The following is a 14361-nucleotide window of genomic DNA, read 5'->3' as shown; positions in this document are numbered from 1 at the left end:
TTCCTCCTGAAAATAGCATTATTCCTGTTTGCTTTACAGCTAAAGAAAATTAACTAGCAACTTGAGTTAATTATAAAGAAAAAAGATTACACTTGGGTAGGTATAAAATATGCTTTTATAACACTTATTTCGACCGCTTTTGTTTCAAGTTTAATAGGCTTTTTTGAAGAAGGTATGGGAAAAGTTAATGGATTCTCAGACTATATATTAAAACCTATTTTTTTAATTTCAGTAGTAGGAATTATCCCTGTTTTGCTAGTAGGATTCTGGTTCGGTTGGAAAATAAACCGTAAAGGAAAACAATAAATTTAGATTTGTGTCAACAAGTCGTTCGTTTTTATTGCATCTTCCTTCAACTGACTTTTTAAGGCATCTAGACCATTGAATTTTACTTCGCCACGTATATAGGCGTGAATGTGTACTTGAATAGTTTGGTCGTAAATGTCTTCGTTAAAATCAAAAATATTTACTTCAATTACCCTCACTTTGCCATCAATTGTTGGTCTGATGCCGATATTCATCATTCCTTTGAAACTGTCGACTGTCGACTGTTGACTGTTGACTGTAACTGCATACACACCATTTGCAGGAATTAATTTTTCTTCTGTTGCGATAGAAATATTAGCGGTAGGATAACCAATTGTTCTGCCTAGTTGATTGCCTTTTACAACTGTACCTTCAAAAAAATAAGGGTAGCCTAATAATTGATTGGCTGTGGTAATATCATGTTCTAATAAAGCTTGACGAACTTTTGTGCTGCTAACAGTTATTTCATTTAAAATTTGTGCATTAATTTCTATTACATCAAAGCCAAGTTCTTGCCCAATTTTTTCTAGTAAATGGTAGTCACCTGAGCGATTTTTGCCAAAGCGATGGTCGTAGCCAATAATGATTTTGCTTGGTTTAAAATATTGATAGATAAAGTCTTTGCAATAAGCTTCAGCAGATTGATTGGCAAAAGCCTCGGTAAAAGGTACAACCACCAAATGGTTGATGCCTGCTTGGTTGAGTAAAATAATTTTCTCTTCAAGTGTATTTAGCAGCGCTACATTGCCACCGTAGCTACCCACTATTTTTCGTGGATGTGGATGAAACGTAATGATAACAGTTTCGCCATTAACGGCTGCTGCTGTGGCTTTTAACTGATTAATAATTTGCTGATGGCCTTTGTGTACACCATCAAACGTACCGATGGTAATAACGGCATTTTTAAATTCGGGTAACTGCGCTAGGTCTCTGTGTACTTGCATCATAAAGTGCGAATATACCGCCAAGGCGTAAAGCGTAGAAATTATGCGTAAAAAAGGTTTGTCAACAGTTACATTTGCGGCGGAAATATGGTGGGCTGCTGATAAAAGTATCAGAACGTTGCAGTGTGCGACGCAACGAAGCTACATAGCAGTATAAAAGTTCACCCAATCATCATCTTTAAAAATGGCCGTTAAGGGCTGGTATTATGTCTTTATATTCTCAACGTGGTGTTTCGGCGCAAAAAGAAGAAGTGCATGCAGCAATTAAGAAATTGGATGTCGGTTTGTATGCCAATGCATTTTGTAAAATGTATCCTGACTACCTTGGTGGTGACGATAATTATGTGAATATTAGCCACGCTGATGGTGCTGGTACAAAGAGTATTTTGGCGTATTTGTACTGGAAAGAAACTGGTGATGTGAGTGTGTGGAAAGGCATTGCACAAGATGCAGTAGCGATGAATTTGGATGATTTATTGTGTGTAGGTGTAGTGGATAATTTGCTGTTTTCATCCACCATTGATAGAAATAAATCGGTGATTCCTGGTGAGGTTTTAGAGGCAGTAATAAATGGTACGCAAGAATTTTTTAATCAGTTGAAAGATTTCGGGGTAAATATTCACTACTTAGGTGGCGAAACGGCTGATGTAGGTGATGTGGTGAGAACGATAGCTGTAAATGGCACAATGACGGCAAGATGGCCAAAAAACAAACTGGTAACCAACGATAAAATTGATGTAGGCAATGTGATTGTGGGATTTGCAAGTAGCGGTAAAGCGGTGTACGAAACTGAATACAATAGTGGCCTTGGTAGTAATGGCTTAACAAGTGCTAGGCATGATGTGTTGAGTAAATATTATGCAGAAAAATATCCTGAAACATTTGAGCCAAAATTGAACAATGAGGTAGTGTATATTGGTAAAAATAAAGCAGAGGATGAATTTGAGATTGGTGATTTGAAATTTCAAATTGGCAAGCTATTGTTGTCGCCTACAAGAACATACGCACCTTTGCTAAAAGCCTTGCTAGATCAACATTTTGACGATATTACTGGCATTATACATTGCAGTGGTGGTGGACAAACTAAGTGCATGAAATATTTACCAAAACCTTTAAAAATTATAAAAGATAATCTATTTGAAGTACCACCGATTTTTAAATTAATTCAAGAAAATTCTGGTGCAGATTATAGAGAAATGTATCAAGTGTTTAATATGGGGCATCGCTTAGAAGTATTTACAAACCCACAAGCAGCACAAGCGATGATTGCAATAGCGGCAACATTTGGTATAGAAGCGCAAATTGTAGGTAGGGTAGAAGCTGCTGAGGAAAAAGAATTGGTGTTAAAAGGTAGCTTTGGTGAGATTAAATATTAACAAGATCGTAAGCGCTGCAAACAATTCTTATATTGTAGTTTCGTTAAAAGAATAATCAATAGAACAATCATGGCTGAAACAGTAATATCTCTTAAAAACGTTAATATATATCAAGGCTCAAATTTGGTGTTGCAAGATGTAAATTTTACTATCGAAAAAGGTGAATTTGTATACTTGGTGGGTAAAACTGGTACAGGCAAAAGTAGCTTACTGAAAACATTGTATGGTGACCTTACGTTGACTGATGGTGAAGCGTCTGTGGTAGGTTTTGACTTACGCAAAATGGATTGGAAAAAAGTACCTTTTTTGCGTAGAAATTTAGGTGTGGTGTTTCAAGATTTTCAATTGTTGACTGATAGAAATGTACACGATAACTTAAAGTTTGTTCTAAAGGCCACAGGCTGGAAAGACGAACGGTTGATGGAAGAAAAGATAAATGATGTACTAAATAAGGTAGGCTTAAAGAGCAAAGGCTTTAAAATGCCTTTTGAAATGAGTGGTGGTGAACAACAACGTGTAGATATTGCTAGAGCTTTGCTTAACTCACCAAAGTTGATTTTAGCTGATGAACCTACCGGTAATTTAGATCCTGAAACTAGTGATGAAATTATGCAGTTGTTGTTTCAAATTGGTGAAGATTATGGTACCACTATTATTATGGCTACACATGATTTCATTGTTATCAATCGTTACCCATCACGAATGCTTAAAACTGAGCGTGGTAAGGTATTAGACAGCGGTACATTTGTACCTGCCAATCATCAACATTAAAATTTAGTATAGGAAATAATAAGACGAGCGACCATTTTGTGGCCGCTCGTTTTGTATAATAAGTATTTTGATAGCTTATTTAATAGTAAAACTCACTTTATTGTCACCCCATAACAATATCACAGTGCCATTTGCGCTAGCTTCAATTTTAAATTGTTCAGTAAAGCTGCCTTTACCACCTTTAACAGTTACACGCAAAGCGTCATCAGCTTCTTTGTAGTTAAAAGCGCCCCATTGTTTGGCAGTTTTGTTGAAAATAATCGTCCATTCTTCACCGTTTAGCAAAGTAAATAAACTGTATTTGCCAGCAGGCAATGCCTTACCCTCAATGGTTACATCTTTACTGAATTCAATTGTTGTGGCTTCATTTGCGCCAGTGCGCCATACTTTACCAGCCATTGGTTCTAAGTTAGTACCAATCGTTCTACCTTTTACAGAAGGTGCGCTGTAGTTTATTTTTACAGTTGCGCCACTAGCGATGGTAGCTTCTGTACTCATTGCAGGGCTTGGTTTTGGCTTGTCTTGCGCCATTACAGATGAACTTGCAAATAGACTTACAAATAGAAGAGATGCGATAACTTTTTTCATGTGTTTGTTTTATTTTTAGAATGACGAATATATTGTGGCTTTTGTTTGCTTGAGAGGTGTTTTATGATGTGCGGTAATTATTAATTTAGGTTTACAAAATCTGGTCGTTTTACATACTGACTATTGTATTTAAAGCGTAAGTCTGTAGAGAATGTAATATTCCATGGGTTCATATTGATTGTAGTTCTTGGATAATAAAATGCTTTTAATTCCATAGTACCAAAAATCAAGTTTTCATTGCGGCTTCTTACGCCTGCACCAACCGAACTATAAATATCACCTTTACCAAACTTGTAGCCTATTGGCTTTAGGTAGGTTAAATCAGTAAACACAAAAGGCGCAAAACTAAAGCCTGATAATTTCCAAGTATTGTAAAACACCGAGGTGCAGCCAATGCTTAAACGTGTATCTGCAAGTGTGGCAGAATCGCTACTAAATTGCTCAATACCAAATTCGCTGTTTAAACGTATAGGCTCATCTAATGTGCGCCTGTATTGCTGCGAAATGCTTGCATTGATAAAATGCCTTGTAAACCATCTGCTATTGGCTATTTTTCTTAGCTTGGTAAAGCTTTCTACACCTAAAACCATCCCTACATCTTGCAATTCTTTTTTGTTTAAATAACTACCCACACGTAAGGTATAGTTAAAATAATTCTGTTTGCTTGTAAAGTAATTACGCTGAAAATCAATACCAATATACGACCTTGACACATCGCTTCTATCGGCCCAGCCTGCTATTAATGAATAGTTAAAACCTTCTGGAATATCTTCATTTCTACCAAAACCATACAAGAAATTGGTACGGTAATACTCTTGTTTAAAAATGGTATAAGCTGCCAGTATGCTCGTTAAATTTGCATATTGATACACGTATCTATCGTGATACAAACTAGGTGTTTCATCAAATTTTCGCTCCGTAGCTCTTATTGCTAAAAACTGTTTCACCTTACGCACAGTACCTTCATCATTAGCCAATTTACCAGAGATATTATAGCCTGCCCAAGCATCTACTTGCTTGTAGCGATAGTTAAAATCACTGTTAAATAATGAGTCACTCACGTATCTGTTGGTAGTTGCATGTACGGCATTTTCTATTGAGCCCGTCCACAAAGAATAGGGACTTACAAGAGGTAAATCCAGCCTTGTATAGAAAACGGTTTCTTCTCTTCTGCCGCTATTAAAAGTTGGTGTGATGTCACTGTAGCCAATGGTAAAATCAACAAAAGTGCCTTTAATGTTGCGCTTGGTATATTCTAATCCAATACCATATTTTTTACTTCTATCTAAATCGTAGTATTGCCTTGCAATAATGCGTTGCGCTTGGCCCATGAAATTATCTTCCTTAATTTCTAAGTAAGCATTACGTGGTGAGCCACTACCAGTACCACTTACAGAAAATACGTCTTTATACACAACTACTATATCTACGGCATCATTATCTGTTACTGATGGTTGTACCAATATTCTAGCATCTTGTATGTAACTGAGGTCACGTAAAAAGCGCTCATTATCTGCCACCAAGTTTGGGAACAATCTATCGCCTTCTTTAAAAAACAAATTATTGCGAATGATTTTTTCTTTTGTTACAACGTGCAAATTATCTGCTAATCTTAAGAATATGGATTTGCGTACAGTGCTTGTATCATTCACCGAACCACCAAAAGTGATATTGGTAACCTTAATGTGATTGATTTTTTTGTCCTTGAAAATAATAAATGGATCGATGTTATTGATAGTAGCACCAATAGTATCATTAGGTGAATCGATAGATACTAAGCGGCCGATTTTACCAAGTAACCCTTTCTTTTTTGCCAGAAAAAAGGTATCTGCTTTAATGGTTGGGGTAGATTGTGAATAGCCATTGTTTATTAGCAATGCACTGAACATACCAAGCATACAACTACGCAAAAACATTATATAAAACTGGCAATGCATTGAAAATAAGAATGAATTAGAAACAAGCATGTAAATATAAGTGTTGAACGCATTGATTAGTAGATAGGTTGTGTTAACTATTTAATAGTACACAAAATGATGCCAGCTTGTAATTTTCCAGCAATCGAAACGTCTTTACCCACAAATGTTGATTTTAAATACCAACAAGAAACTATCAAACAATATTTTTGCAACTCTTTAAAAGAAGTTATTATGGCAACAAATGAGGCAATAGAAAAAGTACATGTATTAATTATTGGTAGCGGCCCGGCAGGCTATACAGCAGCTATTTATGCCGCTCGTGCAAATATGAAACCAGTGTTGTATCAAGGTATTCAGCCAGGTGGACAATTAACTATTACTACCGAAGTAGAAAATTATCCCGGCTATGCAGATGGTGTACAAGGCCCTGAAATGATGATTCATTTTGAGAAACAAGCCGCAAGAATGGGTGCTGATATTCGCTATGGCATGGCTACAAAAGTTGATTTTAGCCAGCAACCATACCGTGTAGAAATTGATGAGGAAAAATGGATTGAGGCAGATGCGATTATTATTTCAACAGGTGCTTCGGCAAAATGGCTAGGCTTGCCAAGTGAAGAACGCTTAAATGGTTTTGGTGTAAGTGCTTGTGCGGTGTGCGATGGTTTTTTCTTTAGAGGTAAAGAAGTAGCGATTGTAGGTGCTGGCGATACTGCGGCCGAAGAAGCCATGTATTTATCAAAACTTTGTACCACTGTACACATGATTGTACGTAGCGGACAAATGCGTGCAAGTAAGGTAATGCAAGATAGAGTGTTGGCTACGCAAAATATTAAAATTTATTGGAACAGCGAAACTGATGAGGTTTTAGGCGAACATAAAGTAGAAGCTGTGCGTATTAAAAACCGCCTAGACAATACCACACAAGAAGTACCTGTTAGCGGCTTTTTCGTAGCTATTGGTCATAAACCAAACAGCGATATTTTCAAAGGCTTTATTGATATGGATGAAACAGGTTACATCAATACCATACCTGGTACATCTAAAACAAATCTTGAAGGCGTATTTGCTGCAGGTGATGTACAAGATAAAAACTACCGCCAAGCAGTAACAGCAGCAGGTAGCGGTTGTATGGCTGCCCTTGATGCAGAAAGATATTTGAGTACAAAAGGCTTGGTTTAGTATAACATATTTACTAAAAATACAAAAACATCCGAGAGTGAATAGCTCGGATGTTTTTGTTTTATAAGTATACACTATGTCGATAAGATTTTTTTGTATGCATTTTATAATTATTATTACAACCTGAAATTTAAAAAATGAGAGTCTTAGTTTTAATTATTGCAATATGCAGCTTTGCGATTAGTGTAAATGCACAAAACGATACTATTAAGATGTACTTAAGCAGGTATAATTACAAGTCATCAAAGGAAAATGCAAAGTATTATGCAAAGACATACCAAGTTGATAGTCATTGGCATAGGCAAAAATTTTTATTAACAGACAATCGTTTGGTCGATGAAATAGATTTTGCAGATAAGAATTGTAAAAAGTATCACGGCTTTTTCCGTGAGTATTCAGATAGCGGCAATCTTGTTAAAGAGTTTTATTATCAAAATGATAAAACTATGTATGGTACTTATTATCATAACAATGGTAAGAAAGCTGGCTATGCAGAATATGATACTGCTAAAAAAGAAAAAACTAAGCAGCAAGGTTGGGATGAAAATGGCAATGAGATACCCAATTATTCTTTTTATCAAGCAGCGGAATTTCCAGGGAAATCTCAAGGTTGGGTAAAGTTTCTACAGAAAAATTTAAACCCAGATGTACCAACTTATAAAGGTGCTAAAGCTGGTAAATACACTGTTATACTTGGTTTTTTTGTTGAACCCGATGGCACTTTATCTGATATTTCAATACTTGAAGACCCTGGTTATGGTACAGGTGCTGAAGCCTTGAGAGTGATGCGACTAAGTGTAGGATGGACGCCTGGTATTGAAAACAATAAGGTTAAACGTTTCTTATATAGGCAACCCATTACATTTCAGGTGTCAGATTACTAAAGACTTTTGGTAAAGCTATAAGTATGCCTCACAAGCCAAATACTTGTACCTTTAAATAGCACTTCTTTTTTATTAACAAAAGTGGTGGCTGTAATTGTAAATGTTCGTCTGATAGTGGCCGGCTTATTATCATTGCCATCAATACTCTCTTTTTCACCAATAATTTCTAATGTACCGTCTTTCGCTTTTTTGAAACCAACAATTGTAAATTCATCTAGCATTTTTCCATCTTTACTTATAATCATCGAATCTTTTTGATTAGCATGTGGTTCTGTACTATAACCAATTGAGCGTAAATAAATGTTAGGATTGCTTTTGCTTTGTTCAAACGTGGTATTTGCAGGCATCGTAAATGGTTTGCCACTCGTATAATCTAAATAAGTAAGCGTACCAACCCAATTGCCTTCAAGTACTTTTAAATCTGCTGGTTTGATGGTTTGTGCAAAGGCAATTACTGTAAGCATTGTAAAAATGACTGTTGCAAAAAATTGTTTTTTCATGTGTTTTATTTTTCGAGTTAATATTTATTTTTCTTTAATTCTATCATTTTCGCCTTCATTACCAATGCTTCTATCTCTAGCGGCTTTTATTTTAAAGTTACCAAAGCGGTAGGTAAAACTCAATGAAATATTACGGCTTTCCCACTTGCGATAGGTGTGCATGTTGAGGTTGAAATTGTTTAAAGATTGTTCCCAGCGCTGCGAGTTCAATATATCTGTAATACCCATTTTTATAGTCGCTTTATCTTTCATGCAGGTTTTGCTTACACCAATATTGATGCTGCCAAGTGGTTTTGATACATAAATAGTAGTTGCATTTTGGTAATTAAACCAGCCGCTTAGTTCTGCCGCCCATTGCTTTTTAAGGGTAAATGAATGGCTCATGTAACCATTAAAGCCAATGCTACTAACATTTGTAGTTTTATTGATACCATAACCAACAATGCTAGTATTAAACTGTTGCCAATAAGGTTCTGCTGATACATAAATATTCCACCAAGGTGCAGGTTGAAATGGTGTACTTAAACTTAGCGTTACCATTTTTCTATTACCTACATTTTGTGGGGTTAAAATAGTGCTACTGCCTGTTTGGTAAGTAATTTGATCTATATAATTGCTTGTTTGCGTGTATTTTAGTTTGGCGTTTGTGGCGTATTTGTAAGTATAGCTTAGTTCTACACTGTGGCTTATTTGCGGTAGCAAATAAGGATTACCAACCTCACTATTAAAAGCATCTAGCACATAAATAAACGGATTTTGATCTTGGTAGCTTGGTCTATCTATGCGTTTACCATAGTTTAAGCCTAGTTGATGCTTATTATTTAAATTATATTGTACAAATAGGGTAGGAAATAAGTTAGTGTAACTCGTATCTGGATTTGTGATTTTTTCATTCTTTAAATTGGTAGATGTAGCTAGAATATTGGTGTTTTCAGCACGTAAGCCAGCTTGTATGGTTAGTTTTTTCAAGCTAACGTTGTAATTAAAATAAGCAGCGTTAATATTTTCTTTATAGTGAAAGGTATTTGTTTTGCCTGTGTCTTTTAGCCAATTGTTATTGCTAGCGTTTAAAACTTCTAAAGCATTATTGGTATTGGTAAATACGGTTTTTAATCCAGCATTTATATTTATTTTATCATTGATTTTCAATGAATAATCAAGTTTTGCTGATAATATTTTAATCGCTACGTCTACATTGTTTTGGTTGCTATTGTTATTATATTTCACATTGGTATTTGCAAAAGCAACATTATTTACGGTATTATAAAGCGATGAAATAAAGTTGGTGTAATCAGCATCAAAGTTTAATTCTTCACCCTTGGTGCTATTGTATTTATAATTAAAATTCCAGTTGTTTCTTTTGGTTACAAATGGTGCTAAGCTTCTAGTAATAATATTTGTGTCAGGTGCATTAAGCTGCTGTACCAAAGTTTGACTATTGTTATCCATGGTGCTTTTGTAATTATTGGCCATCCAAAGCACACCAATGGTATTCTTTTTATTAATGGTATAATCTAAGCCACTACGTAATAAACTACTGCTAAATCTATCATTTTCAATGCTTTTTTGTAGGTATTGCTTTTGTAAAGAAGTACGTTCGTTGTTAGCAATTGTATTTTGCTCGTTATCTTTTACGCTCACTGTGCTAAACCAATTTAACTTGTTTTTGCGTACATTAAAGCTGCCATTAATGCCTTTTCTTGCATGTACACTTTGTTGGTAATTAGTGGAAATATTGCCATTTACACCATTGGTAATGCTTTTTTTAAGCTTAATATTAATAATGCCTGCATTACCAGCTGCATCGTATTTGGCAGAAGGATTACTTATCAGCTCAAAATCTTTAATATTATTGGCTTCAATGGTTTTGAGCAAATTCGCAATGTCTTGTGCACTCATGTAGGTATTTCTACCATCAATTAAAATAGTAACGCCAGCTGAGCCATTCATTTTAATATTGTCGTTGCCATCAACTACAACACCTGGTGCAGATTTCAATACGTCTAACGCATTTTGCCCCGCTGTGCTTAACATATTATCTACATTCAGTAAGGTTTTATCTACCAATACTTGAATCCTTGGCTTTTTAGAAGTAACGGTAATACTGTCAACTTTTTTACTGTTAAGGGTATCATTTGTTTGAGCAGTTGTTTTTAAGGCAGAAAATAGGATGCAGATAAGCACTTGAAATTTCATGGTGGTGTGGTTTTGTTAGTGCAATTTGCGTTGCTTAAAAAGCTACACCGCCTCAAATGATAATTTGAGACCAAGCAAGCTAGTATCAAATTATTTATTATTGAAAATCAATGTGTTAGAAAATTTGTAAACCAGAATTTGAGACCTCACAGGATAAAATAGTTGTGAAATGTGCAAAGCTTTTTGCCGATAAACTCACTATTAACAGATGTTTACAAAACTTTAAACTCACTTAAAACAGAAACTTTTACTTTCGGCTAATGAAATACCTTTTGCTTTTATTCACTTGTTTTTCCATAGCAACCACATTTGCCCAAACTTCATTTATTGATGCACAGCGAAGCAACTCAAAAGTTGCAAATGCTTTGAAAACGAAAGAAGATACACTTAAAAAGCAATTTGAAAAAGCCAATTTACAATGGCCGGCCAAGCAAGTATATATACGCAGCTTTAAATACGATAGTCAGCTTGAAGTTTGGGTGAGAAACACAAACAAAGAGCCCTATAAGTTATTCAAAACCTACAAAGTTTGTGCTTTAAGTGGCGCAATGGGGCCAAAACGCATAGAAGGTGATTATCAAGTACCTGAAGGCTTTTATTGTGTAAATGAATTTAGGCCCAATAGTAGTTACCATCTTGCACTTGGTATTAATTATCCTAATGCATCTGATTTGCTGTTAAGCGATAGTACAAAACCTGGTAGCGAAATCTACATTCACGGCAGTTGTATTACCGTAGGTTGCATACCTATTCAAAACGATCCTATAGAGGAATTATTTTTAATTACAGCAATGGCAAAAAATGTAGGCGAAGATTTTATCCCTGTGCACATTTTTCCTGCAAGATTTAATGTGGCTAAAAGTGCAGATTATCTTGCAAAAGCTAGTCATGATGACAAAGACTATCAATTGTTTATCAAGCAGTTAAAAGAGGTTTACGATTATTTTGAATTACATAAAAAGTTGCCTCTAATTGCTGTAAACAAGAAGGGTGAGTATGTGGCTTTATAATAACTTATCTATACAAAACCTGTACAGTTTCTGGTGTTTTTTGCAACAGCAAAACCTGTTTACCAGCAGTTAGTTTCTCTAAAATAGCTTCGTTGTAATGACGAATGGTTAGCAACGTTAAATCCTTAACTACTTGAATATCAAAAAGGGTAGAAGCTGCTAGTGCTAATTGTTCTATCTTTTCTTTCCTATCATCAAGGCAAATTTGTAAGCTAATGGCTTCAGTTTGAATTAAGTTTGCTTTAATTTTTAATTGACTAAATATTTTATACAATTCAATCATCGGCTGTTCACCTACAAATGAAAAGTCTTGACTATGCAACTCAATTAATGCCTGTTGATTTTTAACAACAATAATTGGCGGTAAATGCTTTACAAGTTTTTGACGAATAGATGTGCCAGGTAAACCAGTATTTAAAAAGCATTTTACATGCAATGGTATGCCTTTGTTTTGTAGCGGTTTTATGGTTTTTGGGTGAATGACTTGCGCACCATAATATGCCATTTCAATTACTTCTTCAAAGCTTAATTCTGACATTAATTCAGCATCAGGAAATTGTTTTGGATCTGCATTCATCACGCCGGCAACATCTTTCCAAATGGTTAAACTATTTGCATTCAATAAGTTAGCAAAAATCGCTGCTGTAAAATCGCTGCCTTCTCTACCAAGTGTAGTACTTTCATTATCATCTGTAGCACCTATAAAACCTTGTGTTAAAATGATACTATCTGTCGCAAAATCCAAGCTTTCAACTGCGATTTTTGTTTTCGCCCAATCGATTGTTGCATCTCTAAAATTATTATCAGTGCGCACAATATCTCTTACATCCAACCATGTATTGGCAACACCAATTTCGTTTAAATAAAAGCTAACAATAGCTGTACTCAACAATTCGCCTATACAAACAATTTGATCGTAATAATAATCAAATTCTCGTACTGGTTTATCGTGCAATAGCCATTCTATCTCAGTAAAAAAATCATTTAATAATGCATAGCAAGGGTTGTAATGTGTAACCAACAAATATTTTGCAGTAGTTAAATGCTGCTGTTTAATCACTTCAAAAAGGCGTAGCGCATTGTCAGTATCGCCATTAAAAAATACTTCAGCTACTTTTTCTAGTGCATTGGTAGTTTTACCCATGGCAGAAATAATTACCACAAGTGGCTCATTATCAGTTTTATTCTGTAAAATGTTGCCCATGTTTTGTATACGCTCAATACTATTTACGCTAGCACCACCAAATTTATACACCTGCATTTGTTCATCATTTATTCATGCAAATATGCTAATTAGTCTGTTAAATTTGAGAATGAAGAAAATTATTTTTAAAACTTTCAGTAATTATTGAAAGTTTTATATAGTTTTGTAGCGTCAAATTTTATGATACTTAAAATTAACAACAGATGAAAGTAATTATAGTAGGTGCAGGTTTTGCAGGATTGCAACTTGCCAGAAGACTAAACAATAAAGAAGGCATTGAAATATTATTACTTGATAAAAATAATTATCACCAATTTCAACCGCTATTTTATCAAGTAGCAACTGCAGGTTTAGATGCTAGCAATATTTCATTTCCATTGCGAAAAGTATTTCATAATAGTAAAAATGTATCTATTAGGCTAGCAGAGTTACAAACTGTTAACGCAAAAGACAATACAATTACCACCGATATTGGCATTTTGCACTACGATATTTTGGTTTTAGCAACTGGTGCAGACACCAATTTTTTTGGCAACGATAATTTGAAAAAATTAGCTTTTCCAATGAAAAGCACCGTAGAAGCGCTACAATTAAAGCAAAAATTAATTCAAAACCTTGAAGATGCACTTGAAATAAAAGATGCTGTGGCTTTAGAGCAACAATTGAGTATTGTGGTAGTTGGTGGTGGCGCTACAGGTGTAGAAGTAAGTGGTGCCATTGCAGAAATGCGCAACGGTATTTTGCCAAAAGATTATCCAGATTTAGATTTTAGCAAAATGAAAATCTATTTGCTAGAAAATTCACCTGAATTGCTTGGGCCAATGAGCGAAAAAAGCCAGGTAGAAGCTAAGCAGTATTTACAAGAATTAGGTGTAATTGTGCAAAATGGTTCGGCGTTAGATAAGTTTGATGGCAGTATTGTAACGCTACGAGACGGCAGAACAATAATAAGTAAGACTGTAATTTGGGCAGCAGGAATAAGAGGTAATGTGCCTCAAGGCATTGATAATGAATTAATTGTTCGTGGAAATAGAATTAAGGTTGACAGAACGAACCGTATGCAAGGCTTTGAAAATATTTATGTTTTAGGTGATGTTGCATTCATGGAAACACCAAAATATCCTAAAGGTCATCCACAAGTAGCTAATGTGGCTATTAATCAAGCAAAAAATTTGGCCACCAATATTGAACGCATGGTTACTGGCAACAGCCATTTCTTAAACGAATTTGAATATGATGATAAAGGCAGTATGGCAACTGTGGGCAGACATTTAGCTGTGGTAGATATTCCAAATCCTAAAATTCATTTCAGCGGATTTTTTGCATGGCTAGTTTGGATGAGCTTGCACTTAATGCTAATTCTTGGCGTAAAAAATAGGTTGCAAATATTTATTAACTGGGTGTACAAATATTTTACAAGAGATCAAAGTTTAAGATTGTTGTACAAGGGTTTGTTTAGAAGCGATAAACCAGCTGAGTAA

At 35.1% G+C, this 14361-nt stretch carries 12 protein-coding genes; 6 read left to right on the top strand and 6 right to left on the bottom strand.

Annotated features, from left to right (window positions below; genetic code table 11):
- Nucleotides 1-308 precede the first annotated feature (308 nt).
- A complete protein-coding gene (locus tag ACT9TX_RS06715; protein ID WP_481337481.1) occupies nt 309-1253 on the bottom strand; it encodes a bifunctional riboflavin kinase/FAD synthetase in 945 nt (314 codons plus the stop codon).
- 203 nt (nt 1254-1456) lie between these two features.
- Between ACT9TX_RS06715 and ACT9TX_RS06710 the strand changes: the two genes are divergently transcribed.
- The gene (locus ACT9TX_RS06710; protein WP_481337480.1) at nt 1457-2626 is read left to right on the top strand and encodes an AIR synthase related protein; all 1170 of its coding nucleotides are present in this window, start codon (nt 1457-1459) and stop codon (nt 2624-2626) included.
- A 69-nt stretch (nt 2627-2695) separates the two neighbouring features.
- A complete protein-coding gene (locus ACT9TX_RS06705; RefSeq protein WP_481337479.1) occupies nt 2696-3397 on the top strand; it encodes a cell division ATP-binding protein FtsE in 702 nt (233 codons plus the stop codon).
- 75 nt (nt 3398-3472) lie between these two features.
- Here the strand turns inward: ACT9TX_RS06705 and ACT9TX_RS06700 are convergent, their stop codons facing one another.
- Both ACT9TX_RS06700 and ACT9TX_RS06695 read right to left on the bottom strand, forming a co-directional pair.
- Nucleotides 3473-3985: a DUF2911 domain-containing protein gene (locus ACT9TX_RS06700; RefSeq protein ID WP_481337478.1), complete on the bottom strand. Its 513-nt coding sequence runs from the start codon at nt 3983-3985 to the stop codon at nt 3473-3475.
- Nucleotides 3986-4065: 80 nt separating this feature from the next.
- A complete protein-coding gene (locus tag ACT9TX_RS06695; protein WP_481337477.1) occupies nt 4066-5883 on the bottom strand; it encodes a hypothetical protein in 1818 nt (605 codons plus the stop codon).
- A 252-nt stretch (nt 5884-6135) separates the two neighbouring features.
- Here ACT9TX_RS06695 and trxB point away from each other — a divergent pair, with 252 nt between their 5' ends.
- Both trxB and ACT9TX_RS06685 read left to right on the top strand, forming a co-directional pair.
- The gene (gene trxB / locus ACT9TX_RS06690; RefSeq protein ID WP_481337475.1) at nt 6136-7086 is read left to right on the top strand and encodes a thioredoxin-disulfide reductase; all 951 of its coding nucleotides are present in this window, start codon (nt 6136-6138) and stop codon (nt 7084-7086) included.
- A gap of 137 nt (nt 7087-7223) precedes the next feature.
- Nucleotides 7224-7970 (top strand): energy transducer TonB, encoded by a 747-nt coding sequence (locus ACT9TX_RS06685; RefSeq protein WP_481337474.1) that lies wholly within the window; start codon nt 7224-7226, stop codon nt 7968-7970.
- Here the strand turns inward: ACT9TX_RS06685 and ACT9TX_RS06680 are convergent.
- Nucleotides 7967-8470, bottom strand: coding sequence for a hypothetical protein (locus tag ACT9TX_RS06680; protein WP_481337473.1), 504 nt, complete (start codon nt 8468-8470; stop codon nt 7967-7969). The genes ACT9TX_RS06685 and ACT9TX_RS06680 overlap by 4 nt on opposite strands.
- A gap of 24 nt (nt 8471-8494) precedes the next feature.
- On the bottom strand, nt 8495-10666 hold the full coding sequence (locus ACT9TX_RS06675; RefSeq protein WP_481337471.1) for an outer membrane beta-barrel protein: 2172 nt from the start codon (nt 10664-10666) through the stop codon (nt 8495-8497).
- A gap of 260 nt (nt 10667-10926) precedes the next feature.
- On the opposite strand from ACT9TX_RS06675, the gene ACT9TX_RS06670 reads away from it, so the two are divergent.
- Entirely contained in the window at nt 10927-11676 is a 750-nt protein-coding gene (locus ACT9TX_RS06670) for a L,D-transpeptidase family protein (RefSeq protein ID WP_481337470.1), read from the top strand.
- 4 nt (nt 11677-11680) lie between these two features.
- On the opposite strand, the gene ACT9TX_RS06665 is transcribed toward ACT9TX_RS06670, so the two are convergent.
- Nucleotides 11681-12937 (bottom strand): aspartate kinase, encoded by a 1257-nt coding sequence (locus ACT9TX_RS06665; RefSeq protein WP_481337469.1) that lies wholly within the window; start codon nt 12935-12937, stop codon nt 11681-11683.
- 146 nt (nt 12938-13083) lie between these two features.
- Here ACT9TX_RS06665 and ACT9TX_RS06660 point away from each other — a divergent pair, with 146 nt between their 5' ends.
- Entirely contained in the window at nt 13084-14361 is a 1278-nt protein-coding gene (locus ACT9TX_RS06660; protein WP_481337468.1) for an NAD(P)/FAD-dependent oxidoreductase, read from the top strand.

The sequence above is a fragment of the Parasediminibacterium sp. HNIBRBA5674 genome, from assembly GCF_056745525.1.
The sequence above is the reverse complement of the archived record's forward strand: the minus strand, read 5'-3'. Positions and strand labels throughout refer to the sequence as shown.